The following is a 20,301-nucleotide window of genomic DNA, read 5'->3' as shown; positions in this document are numbered from 1 at the left end:
TTATTTTCCGATGTTAATATGAATGTATGTTCTTATTTCCCATTCTGATCCGTCAGGAAATCCTACCGGACTTATGGTGGGAGATGTCGCAAATGCAGAAGATGTAGCATTTGGTGAATATCTTGGCGAAAACTCATTTAATGAACGCCAAGTTCCTCGAAGTCCAATTTTTGTGTCTGGTAAAATAAACCAGTCTGGTTTTCCAACCGATGTAGATACATCTAACATTAATTGAACTGGATATGTTAAATTGAAATCTCTATGATAATCAAAAGGTCCCCAATCATTAATTTTCCAAGTATGCACTAATTTAAATTTCTTACTAACCATTCTAATATCACCCCCAAAACGTTCTATTGTTCTTGCATCGCTTCCGTTTGGTTGCGCATTTCCAAAATATACATTGGCAATAAGTCCTAAATCGGGATTTACTTTTGAAACAATTCTAGAATTTACTTCCCATAAATCTTTTGCTGGAGCAGATTGATCAAATGCGAAAAAAGAACGATCTGCGAAAAAACCAATCGCAGCATCTTGTGTTGTTGGCAAATGACGGTATACAAAGCCTAAATTAAATGCAAATTTTGCATCTTCTGTTCTATCATTATCCCAATCATACATATAGGTTCCTGGAGTTGGATCGAACGTGAATAATATTTCACCTGCAGTAGTTTCTCTATTTCCTCCTCTCACTGCAAAAGGATCATCTACAAAGTTTCTAAGTCTTCCTGGAGCTGAACCAATATTATTTGGCATCGCATCTACTAAAGGTTTTTGGTAAAGAAAATTAGGGGCTATTTGAAATTTACCTCCAAAATTATAAGCAATACCAGATAAGAAGTTACTCATATTACCACTTCCTGAATCTTTTAATTTCCAACCTGTAAAAGTTAAAGTAGGATCCACTCCACCATTGGCAACTAAGCCCATAACGGAACCTTGTGCGTACCAATTAAAACCTCCATTAGAGTAAGTAACTTTAGCTTTACCTCCCCAATTGTCTTTAGCGTTTATTCTATCGTTATATACAGTATAGTTACCTACATCTCCTGTTGTTACTTGAAAAGTTCTACCGTTTATAGGTCTTCCTGCCCAAATGGCTCCTAATTGAAAACCGAAATTTTTACCTTTCTTTTCTAATGCAATTGTTGTTCTTTCCGTTGGTAAAGCAGGAATAAAACCTGATCTTGTTTGAGTAGGGTCTAAAATCCGATTTCCATTTTCATCTATCCCATTCCCAGCAACAATATCTTTATGATAAATGGCAGTAAAGTTTAAACCACCCAATTTTCTTCTATATTTTAATAATACTGCAGGATTTGCTCCCCACCAAAGTTGTGGACCAAATGCCGCTTTTAATCCAGCCAACGCTCCTTTACCATCAACTTCAATACCTAAGATTTCTCCATTATAAATATCTAAATTAGGTCCGTAATTTGCCTCTGGATATAAACCAAAGATGTCTCCCTCATACGCCCAATGATAATGACCTGTTCTATAAAAACCTCTCATGTCAAAATCTTTTGCTTTCCATTCAAACTCTGCATTGTAAACTCTTACTCTATTATTGTCTGTTAATGTTACAATACCATTTGGAGCATCTACTTGAATGGGTCTTCCTACATTTTCATAAAAAATATCATCTATTGGATTCCCAGCAACATTTCCTAAAATATTAAAATTAATTTCAGCTCTCATGTTAGAAGTTGGTTGTCCTTGCACACCAATAAAATAAGATTGCATGTGATCAAAACCTAGTCTGTCTGGTATGGTTTGACCTGTTCCGTCAGAGAATTGTGGAGTGGTTAATAAACTTCCACCTGTATTGAATGTTGTAAATTCTGCTCTTAAATTACTTAATTTAATTTTCTCATTTCCTCCTAAAGCAGCTTTATCTCCTCTAGCTCTTAAAACACCATCCATTAAACTTATCTTAGAGAAATGGTTTGCCATAGAATTAGCGGTAACATCTTCTCCAAAAGGATTTATACTATGTACTTCTTTTAGTGAATAATATGCTGCTCTTGGATATAAAGTATACAGACCAGCTTCATTTGTTGGTCCTTTTGCACAAATTCCAAACCATTCTTCGTTCATATTGTTACTTCCATCTTTGGTATCTAAAAAATAACCACCATTAGACCAGGAAGCTTCGGTATCATGAACATCTAAATTTTCTGTTTGTCCTAATTTCCACCAACCATCACTAAACATAAATGTAAAGCCACCAATTGAATTTCCTACTTTTCCTAATCCTGCACTATTTTCATAAATTTCTTTCCAATTTTCGACCATAAAAAATACTTGCATTTTTTGATCTTCTTGGTTTGTTAATGAGTTAAAAGCATCGGCTCCAAACTCTGTAAACAAAATTGGTTTATTTAGCTCTTTTTTTACTCTTTCAAAAGCGTCTCCAAAAGATTTACCTCTATACATATTTGTACCATAAATATCTATATCTGGGCATTCATCTGCTACCATATCTGCAAATAGTAAATCTCCATTACAGATAGCTATTGGGTTAAGTGGATTTATTGCTTTCATTTGTTTAGCCGCTTCATTAAACAACTTATACATAGGTCTTCCCCTTTTTTCTCCCATTGCCCTTTTCATCTCTTCATCATCTGGGAAATCTTCTGTTTCTGCACCTGCCCAAAAAAGACCATAATTGTTTTCATTTCCTAAAAGAAAAAGTAACAAACCTGGAGTCCCTTTGTAAATCTTTGCCATCTCTGTTACTTCAGACAACAACATTTCTTTTGTTTTTGGATCTCTATAATCTGTTACAGGAACCCAAGCATTATTAATCGTAAGACCATATCTACCAAAAGAATGATTTAACATCGTATAAATTCCATAGGTTTCGTAGATATAGGCAATCCACTTTGGTTGAATTCCTGTATATACACGAATCGCATTGACACCCATATTTTTTAATAAACCCATTTCTGCATCTAACGCAGCTTTAATTAAATCTTCAGGTTGTTTCCATAAACTATAGGAGTAATTTGTACCAATTGGAACATAATCCCAGTTCATACCATTGATCATAAAGTCTTTTCCATTAACAACTAACTTCATGCCCTCTTCATTGTTGATAATCTCAACCTTCTTTTGAGCAAAGAAATTAAAGCTTACTAAAAAAAGTAATAATCTTAAAAAATGGTTCTTCATAATTTGTTTGTTTAGGTTCTAACATCAAATGTTATAAAATAATTTTGTTTAAAAATATTAAACTAATAAGATGCTATTTTTAATATTCATAAAAATAGTTCTAATTAATTATCAATTCATCAAAAAATACCTCAATAAAAAACATACAAATCAAAATATTATTCATTTTATTGCCTATAACACCAGATAGTGCTGCTTTTTAAATTCGGAATATCTATAAAAAAATGAAATGTTGTGGTGATGTATTGCTCTTGAATGCTTTTTTTAATATTTAATTATACATATCACTTAGGTATTATCCCAAATATTAATCCTAAGCCTCAAAAGAAAAGTTATTTATATTTATTAAATAAAAAAAATTAGATACAATCTTAAGATTCGCATAGTTTTTCGATGATAGAAAAGGGGAAAATTTAAGTAAAAAAGGCTAGGATTAATCCCAACCTTTTACCTTTTTTAGTTATACCATCTAATTTTATTCGGACACTAGAATAAACCACCAATCAAACACACTATTTCCATCTGTTGTTTTTAAAATAATTTCATTAGGAACAGAACGATCGAAAATTTGGTAAGTGTGGTTTCCACCGGTATAATAGCCCATAAAAGCTTTACCTGTAAGAGATATTGTTTCTAGTCCACCTGGTGCAGATAACGACATTGTTGCTGTGTAATCTTGAAACTCATAGTTTAAAACATCGTCTCCTTCTCTTCCTGCAGTTGCTTGCTGACCTAAGTCATCAAATATATACGGATTTCTTCCAAATATGTCACCTAAAGGATTTACCATTGCTACATCATTCGTATTATCTGTTATATGAGTAAATGTACCATCTATATTAAAAATATAACGATCATTATACATACCAACTCCAGCTTTACCATTTGCTCCAGCTCCAAAGAACTGATTCATTGCTCCTCCAACAGGCCCTAATCCAAAATGGCCATCTTTCATCGCATGAATTTTCCAAGTTTTTGAACCATTTCCATATAATTTATCTAACAATTCTTGTGGTGGAGAATAGGTTGATAAAACCTCTACTTGTACTGTTTTAGCAGCTGACACACCTCCTGTACCAACAGCAACAACTGTTACTGTATAAGTTGTTAAACCTAAAGTACTAAAACTGTATGTGTATTCTCCAGAAGGAGTTGCATTTGTAGAATTGTTAAAAATGTATTGATATGATAATGCTCCTTCTGCTGTAGCACTAAAATTTACAACACCACTACCGTCACCGTTGGGATTTGTAGCATCCGCACCCACAATCTCTATACTAATTTGAATGTTTGATGGGGTTACAATGTCTCCAAACTCAAAATCATTTTCTTGGCAACCCAAGAATAGAATTGCCAGAGAGAATAACGCTATATAAATATTTTTTATTTTTTTCATTTTTATAATTTTATAAAGTTAGATTTTTATAAACAAAATTAGATTTTAGATAACGTAACATTATCAATGTTAACTAAACCTAATTCGGCTGCTAAATCAAAAAGCACTCTGGCATCTGTTTCCCCAAAACCATCTGCTAGTAATGTAACCATGTAAGTTGTTCTTGTTGCAGTAATATTAACTGATTCATTAGTATTTGCAAAACTACCACCACTAAGACCAATACCCGCTAATATAGATCTATCTCTATCTGACCAAGCGTCAAAAGTTAAACTATATGTTTCCCCATCAATAATTTCCAATTTCTGACTAACATTTATTCTGTAAGGCTCTGCAGAATTTGCATTTGTTACATTTGCTGAATAATATATATTTCCGCCATCAGAAACTACCGATGCAGGTGCATTATCGTCTACTCCAACAATCCAAGATGCATTTCCGTTTTGGAAATCCCCGTTAATAACAATGTTTCCGGTTCCTATTAATAAAGATACATTGTCTATATTAACTAGACCAGCTTCACCTGCTAAATCAAAAAGAACACGCGCGTCTGTTGCACCAAAACCATCTGCTAATAATGTAAGTGAATACTTAGTTCTAGCAGAAGTTATATTTACAGGTTCACTATTGTTGGCAAAGTTACCACCACTTAAACCGATTCCTCCAATAATTGATCTATCCCTATCTGACCATGCATCAAAGGTTAATGTATAAGTATTTCCATCAATAATTTCTAACTTTTGACTTGCATTTACAAGATAAGGTTCTGATGAATTGGGATTGGTAACATTAGCAGAGTAATAAGTATTTCCAGCATTTGTTACAACTGATACAGGAGTATTATCATCTACACCTACTATCCAAGATTCGCTTCCACTTTCAAAATCTCCATTTTTCAACAATCCACTATTAAAAGTAGATGCTGAGCTTGGTCTATAAAAATAAACGTTATCAACGAAAATAATTCCAGATCCAGATGGATTTCCTGAAATAATATATTGATTTAAATCGCTTAAAGCAGTCATACCTGCATCAGTAAAATTAGTTAATTCTATATCTAAACTAACCCACTCTCCTAGAGTTGGTACAAAGCTTAACTCTGCCTCTGTATTTGCTCCACCAGACCCGTCTCCTAAAAAGTCTACTAACTTTAATTTAAACTCTGTCATATTGGGTGTCCAGATATCTAAGTGAATGTGAGTCATTGAACTAGCATCAACAGGACTAGCAATCGTTTCTATACCATTAAAATTTAGAGAAGTATATTTTTTCGTTGCATTATTATTAATTATTACGTCTTCAAAAGAAGCTTGACTCCATGAGGTATTCCAAGTATCTACATTAACATCTGTATACACATTACTAAATAGTGAAATAACATCATCTGCATTTCTAGATGGCGGCGTAGGTGCAGCCATTGTTGGATCTAGTATTTCTTCTACTTCAAAACTATCAGAAAATTCTGTTGTTTCGATGGCTGCTCCTTTTGCTACAACTCTAACTGCATAAGTTCCTGCTTCTTGATATTGAAAAGAAATAGTTTCTCCAATATTTCCAGAAATAGGATCTGCTCCAGTTTCTCCAGAATAAAAATCATACATCGTTGCAAACTCTGCATTTGCCGTAACATTTACTTTTTTAGATACAGATTCATCATTTTCTATTACAACTACCAAATTCTGAGGTGCGTTAAAAGAAACAATTAATTGTTGTGTTGCTTCGGTAACTCCTCCAACAGTATTAGATGCGACCAACTTAATGCTAAATGTACCCTCAGTATAAACTCTTTGTACACTTTGCCCATTCGTTAAAGTCTCAGATTCACCAGTTCCGTCATCAAAAAACACTTGAATTTCTGACGCGCCATCTGCAGTTGGGGTAATTGTTACCAAACCCGTATTATCTTGCGTGATATTATATGCTGCAGTTACCTCTGAAGGTGGTTGAATAGAAGTTAAGAAATCTAAATCTCTAACATTGTCCTTACATGCACCAAAAACTAGAAGTGCAATGATAATTTTAAATAAAATTTTATTTTTTTTCATTTTCAATAATTTTAATAGTTAGGATTTTGTGCCCATCTGTTTCCAGCTAGTTGAATTTCTACTGAAGGAATTGGAAAAACTTCATGCTTTCCTACAACAAAAATTTTAGCAACCTCTGTTCCATTATTTTCTGTTACATCCACATTATTCTCTATTTCTTCTTTCGCTTTTCCTGTTCTCACTAAATCGAAAAAACGATGCCCTTCTCCAGCCAATTCAACTCTTCTTTCATCATAAATATTTTCTGTTAGAGTTGCTCCAGTTGCAGAAATATTATGCATCATATCTCCAAATGCGCGTTGCCTTACACGGTTTAAATAGCCTTGTGCTTTTACGTCGTCTGGCGTTTCTTTTCTGTTAAAAGCTTCTGCTGCCATTAATAGTACGTCTGAAAAACGAATTGCTCTGTAATTATTTGGATTGGTTAAATTTCTATCTCCTTGAGCATCTACTCCTCTTTTTCTTGGTAAATATTTTCTATTAAAATAGCCCGTATGTTCATACCCTTTGTTAAAAGTAGCGCCAGTTTGTACAGACCATGCATTGATATCTAAAATAGTTAAATCTAATCTTCTATCTCCCATTTCAAAAGCATCAACTAATTCTTGTACTGGAATATTAAAACTAAATCCAGATGTAAAATCTGGTCCGTTATAACCTCTAATTCCACTAAAACCGACAGCAACGTTTCCTTCACTACATTGCAAACAATCAAAACTTGATCCTTGATCTTCACTATATTGAACCTCAAAAACTGACTCAATACTATTCTCGCTATCATTTTCAAAAAGATTTTGAAAAGCGGTTGCATCGGTAACTAAATCATAAGGCCCATTTTGAATTAAATCTTCTAAAACAACTGAAGCTTTTTCAAATTTATTTTGATACAAATATGCTTTCCCTAATAAAGCTTGCGCAGCGCCTTTTGTAACTCTACCTGTTTCTGATTGTGTATAAGTAAGGTTCTCTACTGCAAATATTAAATCTAACTCTATTTGAGCGTAAACTTCTGCTTTTGGAGTTCTATCAATATTAAATTGTTCACCAAATAAAATTCTTTTATCAACTGATAAAGGTACATCTCCAAACCATTTTACCAATTCAAAATAGTAATAAGCTCTTAAAAATCTAGCTTGTGCCAAAACCTGCTCTTTTCCTGAGAAATCAGTTTTATCTTTAAATTCTAAAATAAAATTTGCTCTATTTACTCCTGCAAACATCCAACTCCAAATACTTCTTAATTGAGCATTTTCTGGAGTATGTGTAAAGTCATCAACTTCGGTAATTCCTATAACGTCAGTAGCACTATCTCCACCTCCTAAGGTATTATCTGAGGCAATTTCCCCTAATAAAGCATTTAGATATGTTGCTTGTAATAAATCATAAGCACCAATAAGTGCATTCTGATAATCATCTTCGGAATTAAAATAGTCTTCGGAATTTTCTACTTGAAATTCTACTTCTACAAAATCATCGGAGCAAGAATAGCTAAGACTAATTATGATAATAAATACTACTAAAAATTTTATGTTCAATTTTTTCATTTTCTTATTTATTAAAAATTAACATTTAAACCTAATAAAAATGCTTTTGGCGTTGGATAAAAACCTTGATCTATTCCCGCTCCAATAGGGTTTCCACTGCTAGCTGTAGGATCAAACCCTCTATACTTTGTTAGTGTAAATAAATTATTTACTGTAAAGTAAAAACGTAAATTATCTAAACCAATTTGCTTTGTAATGCCATCATTTAAAGAATATCCTAATTGCACATTTTGCAATCTTACAAAAGAACCATCCTCTACATAGAAGTCAGAAAATAGCGTATTACCAGTTGCCCCAGTTGTAACTCTTGGAAAAGAATTACTGGTTCCTGGACCTGTCCAACGATCTAAATAATTAACAGACCTATTAGTTAATGGCTGATCTCTTTCATAATTTCTAACAATTTCATTGCCAATTGAAGAGAATAGATACATATTAAAATCAAAGTTTTTATAGTCAAAAGAGAAATTAAAACCCATGGTTACATCTGCAATTGGATCTCCAATATATGTTTTATCTTCTACTGTAATTTTACCATCTTCATTAGTATCTAAAAAACGTAAATCTCCAGGATTTGCATTTGTTTGAGTTGCATGCGCATTAACTTCTGCTTGTGTTTGAAAAATTCCGTTTGTTTTATATCCATAGAAGTACCCAATTGGAAACCCTGCTTCCATTCTAGACGGTTCCTCTTGCCCCACTCCAAATGAACCTCCTACTAAAAATGCATTGTCACCACTAACTTCAATAACTTCGTTATCTATGGTTGTCAAATTATAGTTTAGACTAAATTTGAAGTCATCTGAAACTCTTTTTTCGTATCCCACAGAAAATTCGATACCCTTATTTTCTATAGTCCCTGCATTGACAAAAGGCCCCTGAGAGCCTGGTGCTCCAACCCCTAAAATACCCGATACTTGTGGTTGTACTAATAAATCTTCTGTTCTTTTATTGAAATAATCTACTGTAATATTTATGTTATTAGAAAATTCTACATCCATACCTATATTTAAAGGAATTTGTCTTTCCCACTTAATTCCTGGGTTTGATAAAGCCCCTATTGCATTCCCAAAATTAATTTGATCATTAAATACGTATTCTCCTTCTCCATCTACCAAAGAAACAAATCCAGAACTTGTTGGAATTCTATCATTACCAATGACACCGTAACTACCTCGAAATTTCAAAAAACTTATAGCATCTGAATCTTCTAAAAAACTTTCTTCTGAAGCTACCCAACCTACAGATGCTGTAGGAAAGATACCAAATTTGTTTTCTGGCCCAAAAATTGAAGAACCATCTCTTCTTACTACAGCGGAAAATAAATACTTGCTATCATAACCATATTGAAAACGCACAAAATAAGACAACAGTCTCGTATCAAACCTCAAGTCTGAACCGTTATTTCTATCTTTAAAAATTTGTAAGCCATCTCCGTTATCTTGCAAATCTCCAACGACAACATTATCTAGGTTTGTACCACTTGTAGCAAAACTATTCGTTTCATTAATTAAATTACTTTGCGTTTTAAAAACTGAGGTTGCTAGTAAAACTTTTACATCATGAACATCATTAAAAACTTTTTCATACTTTAATAGCGCATCAAAAGTATAATCTTGAAATGATATTTCATTTTGAAAATACCCTGCTAAGATTGAATTATCTGTTAATTCTGCCTCGTCTCCAACAGTGTTAAATACTTTTCCAGAACCGAAAAATAGTTTTGGGCTAAATCTTTCAAAATTTACTTTAGAGTAATTTAATTGAATTCTAGACTCTGCAGAAAAGCCATTTAAAAATGAATATTTTAGGCTGTAGCTACCAGCAAATTTATTTATTCTAGTTTGATTAAACGTAGTTTCTGCTTGTGCAATCGGATTGATAACTTCAATACCTACACCAGCATTTGGTGCTCTTGTAAAATCTCCGTTGGCATCCCTAACTGATAAATTTGCTGGCATATTTAACGCATTAAACAATACAGAACCTAACGTGTTCTCCGCTAAGTCTTTTCTGTTTGTATTTGTATAAATAGTAGATGAAGTAAATTTTAAATCATCTAAAATATCATAACTAAAACTCAATCTAGCTGTAGTTCTGTTGAAATTTGCTTTACTTCCGCCAACTATTCCGTCCTGATTCAAATGCGACGCCCCAAAAGAGTAGGTTGCTTTTTCTGTTCCCTTCGCAATATTTATGTCTACACTTGAAACTATAGCGTCTTGGAAAACCTCATCTTGCCAGTCTGTTCCTTGTCCTAAACTTGAAATGTCAGAAAAAGGTAACGCTTCACCATTTGCTGCAAAAGCTTCATTTGCCAACAAACCATATTCTGTAGCATTTAATAAAGGCAACTTTCTAGTTGTCTGTTGCACACCTGTGTATGAATTAAACGTGTATTTAAAATCTGAATTCTTTCGACCAGTTTTAGTTGTTATCAGAATAACACCATTTGCGCCTCTAACCCCATATATACCAGCAGTTGCATCCTTTAAAACATTCATAGACTCAATATCGGAAGGGTTTACAACACTTAAATCTTCAATAACATTTCCATCTAAAAGAATAAGTGGATTATTATTTCCGTTTGTAGAAACACCTCGAATCCTAATATTTAGTGGCGCTCCTGGAGCTCCTGAAGAAGATGTAATGTTTACACCTGCAACTTGACCTTGCAACGCTTGCTCGATTCTTGCTGGCTTAAGATTTTCTATAGTTTCATTACTAATTATAGAAACGGCACCAGTTACTTCTTTCTTCTTTTGAGATCCATAACCAATAACAACAATTTCATCTAAAGCCTCTGCTTGAATTTCTAAAGAAACGTTTATAGTAGCATTGTTTACAAGAACCTCTTTTTGTTTGTAGCCTAAGTACCTAAAAACTAAAGTTGCCCCTCTGTTAACATTTGCTAGGTTATAAAGCCCGTCAAAGTCGGTTTCTGCACCTACAGTAGTTCCTTTAATGATGATGCTTACTCCAGGAAGTACATCTCCTGATGCAGCGTCGCTAACAACTCCTTTTATATTAATAGTTTGTGCAGTAGCACAAAAACCTATTAAAATAAGCAGTAAAAATGTGATTTGTTTTCTCATAAATGAAGAGTTTTGATTTTTTTATAAATTTAGCGCCAAATTATTGTTAATCTCATAAAAAACACCGCAACAAAAAACATACATCACAATTTTTTATTAAAAAAAAACAGGAATCACTTATAAATAGGGCAAGAGAAGAGTATAAAAAAAACAAGCTAAAAGCCTAATGTTGTGGTATTGTATGGGTACATTAAACTTATGATGTGGTGCTAGACTTCTAAAATATAATTTGTTAAGTTGGCATTGTGATCTAAATGCATCTTTTTTCTTAACCGATACCTTTTCACCTCTACACTTCTAGGTGATATGTTTAGAAGTGGCGCAATTTCTTTAGAAGACAGATTTAAACGAAGATATGCGCACAATCTGAGGTCATTGGGAGTTAAATCTGAATGTTTAGCCTTTATCTTATCTAAGAACTTTTTATCTGCATTATTAAAGGCTTCTTGAAACATTTTCCAATCATCTGTATTGTTCAAATTTTTATCAATTATTTTCACCACTTTTGCTACATTCTTTTCTTCACCTGATAGAAGTTCATTTTTTATAGTACTCAAAAATTCATTCTTTTTAATCATACTCATGGTAGATGTTGCTAACTCTTTATTTTTTGAGTTAATATCATTCCTTAATTTCTCATTATTCAACTTTATTATTTGTTGATTGCTTTCTAACTCTTTTAATTCAGATTCTTTTTTTGCTTTCTCCAATAAAACTTCTCTTTGTTTTCTATAATAACGTTTTGAAGCAATATGAACTAAGTAAAAAGACAATAAGGACAGTAAAATATACAGAGTAATCATTAAGGTAGAGAGATACCACGGTCTTGCTATTCTAAAATTAAATAAAGCTTCATTAACACTTAATTTACCACCAATGATTGCTCTTACTTGAAAGACATAATCTCCATACGAAATATTTTCAAAAAGTATTGAGTTCGATTTGGTTGGTTCACTCCAACCTTTGTTTACACCTACTAATTGGTATTGATATGTTGTTGTATTAATCTTATCAAAATTAGGTACACTGTAGAAAAATTCTAAATTATTATTTTTGTAAGCAAATTCACTTTCTACAGATAAATCAACACTTTCTTTTGGTTCATCTGTTACAAAACTATTCACCTTATTAATAGCTACCTTAAAGTCTAAAGGATCTTCAAGAAGATTTAAATTCACCTTCATAAAACCTTTAGAAGTACCTAATAAATATTGTTCCTCTTTTAGATGAATAATATTTTCATAACCTGAAGCAGCTTTCGGTATAGATTCTGAAATTGAAATTTTTTGAATCTGTGGAGTACTGCTAAATTTTCCTGGAAAAAGATATTTTATATGATCTTTTGAAAAAGACCATAATTTATTTTTAGATTCATTGTAAACCAATTTTGCTGAAACAAATCCATTTTCAGAAATAAGTTGACTGTAAAGACTATCTTTTTTAAAAGTATTCTTCTTTCTAATGTATTTATAAACGCCAGCTTTATTGGCATACAGTATTTCATTTTTATATTTAATGATACTTGAATACAATCCTTTATTTATTGACGCTTCTTTTTCTAAGTTAATAATTTCTCTAAAATTATCATCTATTTTTACTTTAAAAACGCCTTTATATTCATGATTTACAAAGAAGGTATTTTTCTCAACGTGAACAATATTCTTACTTGAAGTATCAAAACCTTCAATTTTATTTTTTAGTGTCCATAAATTATTTTCTTTTTCTAAAATATATAAACCGTCATAGCATCCTTGAAGAATTGTATTTTCATTAATTTTCAGGAACATCCAAGTACCTTGTTCTTCAAAAATATTCGTTACGCCTGCTTTATTTACTATAAAAGTACCAGAATCATGACCACAAAACAACGTATTGTTAATTGGTTCTAAACTCCAAACCTGTCCTTGTGTATTTTCTATAAATTTAAATGTCGTTTCTGAATCATTTTTTTTATAAAACAACCCTTGATTTGTCCCTAAATATAAATACCCATCATGAATGATAGAGGTATAAATAGTTCCTAAAAAATCATTCTTATTTTGATATATTTTAAAAGGAGAGGTATTATTTATACAATTTATTCCATTATCAAGTCCTAACCAAATATTATTACTTCTGTCTTCAAAAATGGAAAGAACTGTGCTATTACTAAGACCCGTATTTTGATTGATTTGATAATTATAACTTCCATCACTATTCAAATAGATGAGTCCGTGAGAAATTGTGCCAATTGCAAAATTTCCATTTCTTAGTTGCTTTACACTATACACCTTTTTATTTTTAAGTAAATTTTCTGAAGGAATTTTCCATTTTACGAGTCTTTTGTTATCTAATAAGTAAAAACCATTTTGCTCCGTTAAAATTAAAAGTTTATTTTCTTTTTTAAATATATCAACTATGGTATACTTCATAAATAATGTATTGTTAGAAACTAGCTTTGGGGTTCCATTTTCGATTTTAAACAAGCCTTCTTCATCCTTCTGAAAATAAATAACTCCATCTACTATAGATAGTTTTCGATTTTTATTTTTTGCTTCAATTATTTTAATTTCTTTAGTTTCTAGGTTGTATAAATAAATTCTTTGTAGAGACTTAAACAACATCCAGCCATCAATTTTAATGATATTCCAAATTTGTTCATCTTCTAACATTGTAATTTTTTGCTTTTTTACAATTGAAGAAAAGTTTAAATTTCCAAATTCGTTCTTTATCCAAAAACCAAAATCCATATAAAAGCCAGTGAATATCTTTCCTTCAAAAGCTTTCACTGACCTCATAATTGTCTCGTTAGGAGTTTCATACAATTGCCAAGAAGCGCCATTATACTCTAAAAGACCTTTATTATTTGCAGCATATATAAAACTGTTTTCAGATTGAGAAATGTCCCAGTTTTGACTTTCTGCTTTGTAATTTTCTGGGGTAAATACATTTATAGGAGGTAAGTCTTGACCCATTAATTTTAAAAAACTGAATAGACATAAAAAAAATCCTAAGAATCTTTTTGTACAGATAAATTTTTTCATTTCTTAAAATTGTTTGGTGATATTTAAATACATTTCATTTATTATCAGATAATTATCTTGATAAAAAAGAAATTTGTATAGTTTTCTAAAAGTTAAATTTAGATGTATTTTCTCCAAAAAAAAAATAAAAAGAAAACTTTACATCAATACTATTGAAGAATACTCATAATTTTAATTATTTTTATAGAAATTTTTCGAATGAAGTTTATCAATAAAATAGGAATTTCTAACTTTTTAATGTTAGCATTGTGTGTTCTTATTATACTTTTAGCAGAATATCTTTTTTTAACTGGTGATAAATTACACGGACTTTTTCTTGGACTCTGGGCTCCTACTTTACTAGGCGTAATGATTTACATAAAACTTATACATCGTGAGCGCAGATAGCATTGTATTGTATTTTTCTCTTTTTGTTGGTCTTTGCGTAATCTTTTGGGCTTATTATATTATTAATGAATATAATAAAGTAGGTAGAGACTAATTTGATTCTTTTAACACTATTTTTTTTCTAACAAAAGAATATCAAAATTAGACTGTATTGCAAGTTTACCGTTTTGAACAACGCTAGTTTGCTTTGAATAGAAATCGTTTATACGATCGCCATTTTTAAATATTGATGATACCTCTAGTATTTTATTTCCTTTTGGTAAATTGATTCCTACAATAACTTTATCCTCATTTTTTACTCTAGAAAAAATCAATCCATTTTCTTCAGAGATTAATTGATGCTTTCCAGCACCAATAGCCATGTGGTTTGCTCTAAACTGCCCTAATTTTTGCCAATGGTTTAAAATTTCTTGGGTATTTTCATCACTCTCAATGTCTCCCCAATTCATAAAAGAACGCAAAGTAGCATCACCAACAGTGCCTTCAATTGTTAAATCTCTAGCAGATTCGTCTCCATAATACACTTGAGATGTTCCTGGGGTTAAAAACAGCATTGTAGCTGTTTTATAAGGCATCTTTCTTTTTGTATCAAAAGGTTGCCCATCATCATGAGAGGTCATATAGTTTAAAACTCCGTAATCTTTTAAACCATTTTGTAAAATGGAATCGTATTTATAAAAAACATCTTTTTCAGTCATCTGCTTCACATTCCACTTCAACTCAAAGTTGATTAAACTATTGAATGCTTTGTCAAAATAATTCACTCTTTTATCACCAAAATCAAACGATTTTCCATGAGAAATTGTATAATTATAGACTTCTCCAACTAAATAAAAATCGTTATCATCTAAAACTTCATTTGCATTATTTTTCTTGTATGCTGCAAAAGCAATATCACATTCTTTTTTAAATTCTTGCCAAACAAATTCTTCTGTATGTTTTACGGTATCTACTCTATAACCATCAATTCCGAATTCTGTAATATAATCTGTTAGCCATTTCATAATATAAAAACGAGGCGCTCTTGGATGTCTAGTTCTTTTGAAGAAAGCATCTAGTTCTTTTATTTCTTGCTCATAACGCCCTTCAGCTTTCCATTTTGCAACCAATTGTGGCGGTAAGTCAACATTTTCGTTACTTTCTGTTTTAATGTCTGGTAAATTTTTAACCAAAGTACAAGAAATTGTATTTTCATAAGTATCATAACTACATTGTGGTGCTGTTCTTACCCAGCTTTCTGGCCAAACAGCATCTTTCTCTGTAACAGGTCCGGTATGATTGATTACTGCATCTAACAAAACTCGAATTCCTTTTTGATGAGCTAAAGCAACCAATTCTTTTAAATCTTCTTTTGTTCCAAAATTCGGGTCAATTTTTGTCCAATCTTTTGCCCAATAGCCATGATAACCATAAGAAACTCCTGTACCTTCATCTGTACCTCCATGAATTTGTTCTACAACTGGCGTCATCCAAATGGCATTGATTCCTAGTTTTGTAAAATACCCTTCTTTAATTTTTTGAGTAACTCCTTTAATATCTCCACCTTTAAAACCTCTTAGCTTTCCGGTTTCTTTAGTTCTATTAAAATTGATATCGTTAGAGGAATCTCCATTATAAAACCTGTCCGTTAGCAAGAAGTAGATATTTGCACCTTCCCAAACAAATTCTTTCTCTATTTTCTTTGTAGTCATTGATTTACAACTAAAAAGCGCTAGAGCACCAATAATAAAAAGAATATTTCTCATACTTATTTTACGAATATTTTATATGCTGATGCTTCAATTTCAAAGGCGTCACCATGTAATGTTACTTTCTCATTTGTAAGGAAATTTTCAAAAACTCCATTTTCAGAAATTCCTATTTTATTTTTTTCATTTGAAAAATTAGCGATAAATAAAACGGTTTCATCACCTTTCTTTCTTTTTAAAATAAAAATATCTTTTTCACTTTCTAAAATTTCGAATGCTGCTTTTTCTTTTCCTCCATGTAAGGCTGCATTTGTATTTTTTAAGGTTCCTAGTTTTTCTAACAAATTGAAAGTTATTCCTTTTGTTTTCGGAATAGCATCTTTCTCAAAAAACTTTAAACGATGATTTAGATCATATTCTTGACCAGAATAAATTAAAGGCATTCCTGGAATTATATAACTCAAGGCTGTTAACATTTCTGCCTTGTCTCCCATTCTTTCTTTGATGGTTCCATTCCAAGAATTCTCATCATGATTTGTAACAAAGTTCATTAAAATAGCATCCTTCTCATAACGCTCATTATAGGTTTTATGGATGTAATTTTTTAAATCCTCAGCGGTTTTCTCACCTTTTGCCAAACCATTCAATAAATGATGTCCGTCCCAAGCATAGCCCATGTCAAACAAGTTTTCTTTTAACAATTCAGGCTCCCAAGCCTCTGCCAACATAAAAATATCTTTTTCTGCTCTTAATTTAGGAATTGCATTTTGCCAAAAAGACGTGGGTACAGAACCTGCAACATCACACCTAAAACCATCTACACCTTCTTTTGAAATCCAATATTTCATATCAGAAATCATCGCTTCTTGTAGCTCTTTATTGTTGTAATTTAAATCGGCAACATCTGTCCAATCTGTATCTTCTGGATGTATTACTTCACCTTTGTCATTTTTTGTGTAGAAATCTGAATTGGTTTTTAACCAAGTATGATCCCAACCTGTGTGATTTGGTACCCAATCTAAAATAACATAAATTCCATTTTTATGTGCCGTTTTTATCAACGCTCTAAAATCTTTAATAGTGCCAAATTCTGGATTGATTTTTGTAAAATCTGAAACGGCATAATAGCTCCCCAAATATTTACTTTGTTCTTCTTTTGGAAATTCTGAAGCAAACTTACTATCAGCTCCTCCTGTTGCTTTTCTTTTGGTTTCTGAAATTGGAAATACAGGCATTAGCCAAATAATTTTTACCCCTAATTTCTTAATTTCTGGAATGTCTTTTGTAAACTCTTCAAAAGTTCCTTCTGGTGAATATTGACGAATATTCGCCTCATAAATAACAGCAGTTTCTATATCTGATTTAGATATGGGTGTTATTTTTTTAGTTGCTTCTTGTAAAACTTCCTTTTTTTCTTTTGTGCAAGAAAAAACACAAATTGCCATTAAAAATATTGATAATAGTTGTTTCATTTTAAATTAGTTACGTGTTATTTTTAGTTTTAATTCTTTCTCTACATTCCAAGTTATAGGAATTGTAAGTATGTTTTCTTTCGGTAAAATTCGGATTCTTTTTCTACCTACTTTTATTTTCTTTGGCTTCCAGTTGATATTATGAATGACCAATGTTACTTCTTTTTTTGAAGGGTTCCATTTTTTTCCAAATTCAGCCTCAAAATCAATTTCTAAGCAACGTTTTGTAATTGTTGCTTCAAACGCTAGCATCTCATATTTGCCTTTCTCAAATGCATTGGCTAGAAGACCATCATCGTTGTAAAACTTTCTTTTACTTTCCTTGACCGTTTTGTCGAAATAATAATGTAATGCTAATGCATCTGCCTTATAATTATCTGTGGTTTGTACTACATCTGTCATCAAAATAAATGCCCCACCTCTAACATAGGTAGGAATTGAGTTTTCTTTGACACTTACTAATTTAATACCTCCTCCCTTAAATTGCTCATCTGTATAAAAGTCAAACCAATTTGCAGTTTTTGGAAAATAAATTGCTGTTGTTTTTATCGAGTCTTTTAAAATAGGGCTGATTAAAAAGTCTTTTCCCCATAAATAGGTCGATGAATTACGCATCAATTTTTTAGTATCTTCCTCAAAGAAAATAGGACGCATTAAAGGCGTTCCTTTTTGATTGTTTTCAAAAGCCATTTGATAATTGTAAGGCAATAATTTATAACGCAGTTCGATAGATTGTTTTGCTAATTTCTTGGCTTTACTGCTTCTAAAAACAGGCTCACTTGCTACATCTTCTTGTGCATGTGGTCTAAAAATTGGTTGAAAAACGCCATATTGTAACCAACGGTTGTATAAATGATCATCTAAATTTGCACCTGCGAATCCTCCTAAATCTGAATGCATATACCCCAAACCTTGCATCCCCATTTGCAGCGCAATTTCTGGTTGCGATTGCAAACCGCCCCAAGTTCTATTGACATCTCCAGACCAAGGAATCATTCCAAAACGTTGCGAACCCGCTGCTCCTGCACGCATTAAAATAAAAGGCCTTTCGTTTGGCTGTTCCTTTTGATATCCTTCAAAAATTAAACGTGCCCAATCATGACCATACATATTATGCACTTCATTTGCTGAACCTGATGCATGTTGAACCCAAGTTGGATGCACTTCTGGCTCCCCTAAATCTCCCCATAAACCTTTTACACCTAGGTCTAGAAGATCTTTATAAATATTCCAAAACCAATCTTTTCCTTCCTTTTTATAGATGTCTATAATCCCTGTATTTCCAAAGTAAAAATCATATTTTGCAGGATTCCCAATAGAATCTTTTGCTAAAACATCTTTTGCAACGGCTTCGTTCCATTTTTTAGAATTTGTTAAAATAAAAGGTTCTGTTATTAAAACCGTTTTTACGCCTTTGTCTTTTAAACGAGTAATCATTTGGTTCATATCTGGAAAAGAGTCCTTATCAACTTCCAAATTCCCCATGGTTCCTTTTAATGTTTTACCAAACCAATACAAATCTAAAATAATGGCATCTACAGGAATTTCTTCCTCTTTAAATTTAGCAATTGTTGCTTCGGTTTCTTGTTGTGAATGATAGCCAAACCTGCTCGAGAAATTACCCAAAGCCCACCTTGGAGGCAACGGTTGTTTTCCTGTTAAATCGGTATAATTATCTAATAAATCAATCCAAGAATCACCAACAATAACTTGATAGGTTTTACGACCAGAAATTGTTTCATAGGTTAAAGAATTGTCTTTTTTACTGTCTAAATCTAAATAACCAACAGGTGCATTGTCAAAATGAAGCATGTATTTTTTTGACGAAACAATTATTGGTAAGGTAAAATTCATTAATTCTGAATTGGTTTCATACCCATAATGCGCTCTATTATACAAAGCCAAACGATTGCCTCGTCTGTTCATCCCTAAAGCTCTTGCTCCTGCTCCATACAAAACTTCATCTGAAGTTAAATTGAATTCAATTTTTTCTGTTTCTTTGGCGATAATATTGCCTTTTACAGACTCTAAAGGAACATGCACTGATTTAAAATAACCTTGTTTTTCTGAAGTAATTTCTTTATCCTTATAGAAATAAGATATTTTAAAAGGTAATTTTTGAATTTGAACCTTGATTCCTTTTGATGAAAAATAAATAAAACCTGATGTTTCCTTAAATCTAGCATTAGAATGGATTGGTTTTAGAACAACTGCATGAGAATTAGAGATAATGGATTCATTTTTAGGAATAAAAGAAGTTTCAACTATTTTAGAATTATAAAACTGAATTTTATAGGTTCCGTCATTCACTTCAACATTTAAAAATTGACCATTTCTAAATTCCGCTTTTTTAAAAATTCTGTTTGAATTTTGTGCGAGTATAGAAAAGGATATAAAAAGTAATAAAAAAAGGATGCTGAAATTTTTCATATGTATGTTTATTTTAGACCTCAAAAGTTTTAAAAACCTTTGAGGTC

Annotated in this window: 9 protein-coding genes; all 9 read right to left on the bottom strand. The window is 31.9% G+C overall.

The genetic code is table 11. The annotated features are described in order from the left end of the window. Nucleotides 1-3,174 (bottom strand): glycoside hydrolase family 2 TIM barrel-domain containing protein, encoded by a 3,174-nt coding sequence (locus tag Q0998_RS06370; protein ID WP_299667763.1) that lies wholly within the window; start codon nt 3,172-3,174, stop codon nt 1-3. A gap of 475 nt (nt 3,175-3,649) precedes the next feature. After that, on the bottom strand, nt 3,650-4,570 hold the full coding sequence (locus Q0998_RS06365) for a glucan endo-1,3-beta-D-glucosidase (RefSeq protein WP_299667761.1): 921 nt from the start codon (nt 4,568-4,570) through the stop codon (nt 3,650-3,652). Nucleotides 4,571-4,608: 38 nt separating this feature from the next. Then, on the bottom strand, nt 4,609-6,615 hold the full coding sequence (locus tag Q0998_RS06360) for a carbohydrate binding domain-containing protein (RefSeq protein ID WP_299667758.1): 2,007 nt from the start codon (nt 6,613-6,615) through the stop codon (nt 4,609-4,611). Nucleotides 6,616-6,626: 11 nt separating this feature from the next. Continuing rightward, nucleotides 6,627-8,159, bottom strand: a complete 1,533-nt coding sequence (locus Q0998_RS06355; protein WP_299667755.1) for a RagB/SusD family nutrient uptake outer membrane protein — start codon at nt 8,157-8,159, stop codon at nt 6,627-6,629. An 11-nt stretch (nt 8,160-8,170) separates the two neighbouring features. Next, nucleotides 8,171-11,254, bottom strand: a complete 3,084-nt coding sequence (locus tag Q0998_RS06350) for a TonB-dependent receptor (protein WP_299667752.1) — start codon at nt 11,252-11,254, stop codon at nt 8,171-8,173. Nucleotides 11,255-11,463: 209 nt separating this feature from the next. After that, nucleotides 11,464-14,208, bottom strand: coding sequence for a triple tyrosine motif-containing protein (locus Q0998_RS06345; protein WP_299667750.1), 2,745 nt, complete (start codon nt 14,206-14,208; stop codon nt 11,464-11,466). A 566-nt stretch (nt 14,209-14,774) separates the two neighbouring features. Continuing rightward, nucleotides 14,775-16,355: an alpha-amylase family glycosyl hydrolase gene (locus tag Q0998_RS06340; RefSeq protein ID WP_299667747.1), complete on the bottom strand. Its 1,581-nt coding sequence runs from the start codon at nt 16,353-16,355 to the stop codon at nt 14,775-14,777. 56 nt (nt 16,356-16,411) lie between these two features. Further along, on the bottom strand, nt 16,412-17,824 hold the full coding sequence (locus tag Q0998_RS06335; protein WP_299667744.1) for an alpha-amylase family glycosyl hydrolase: 1,413 nt from the start codon (nt 17,822-17,824) through the stop codon (nt 16,412-16,414). A 6-nt stretch (nt 17,825-17,830) separates the two neighbouring features. Further along, nucleotides 17,831-20,254 (bottom strand): TIM-barrel domain-containing protein, encoded by a 2,424-nt coding sequence (locus Q0998_RS06330; protein ID WP_299667741.1) that lies wholly within the window; start codon nt 20,252-20,254, stop codon nt 17,831-17,833. Nucleotides 20,255-20,301 lie beyond the last annotated feature (47 nt).

The sequence above is a fragment of the uncultured Polaribacter sp. genome (genome assembly GCF_947501385.1).
In the GTDB taxonomy this organism is placed as follows: domain Bacteria; phylum Bacteroidota; class Bacteroidia; order Flavobacteriales; family Flavobacteriaceae; genus Polaribacter.
The sequence above is the reverse complement of the archived record's forward strand: the minus strand, read 5'-3'. Positions and strand labels throughout refer to the sequence as shown.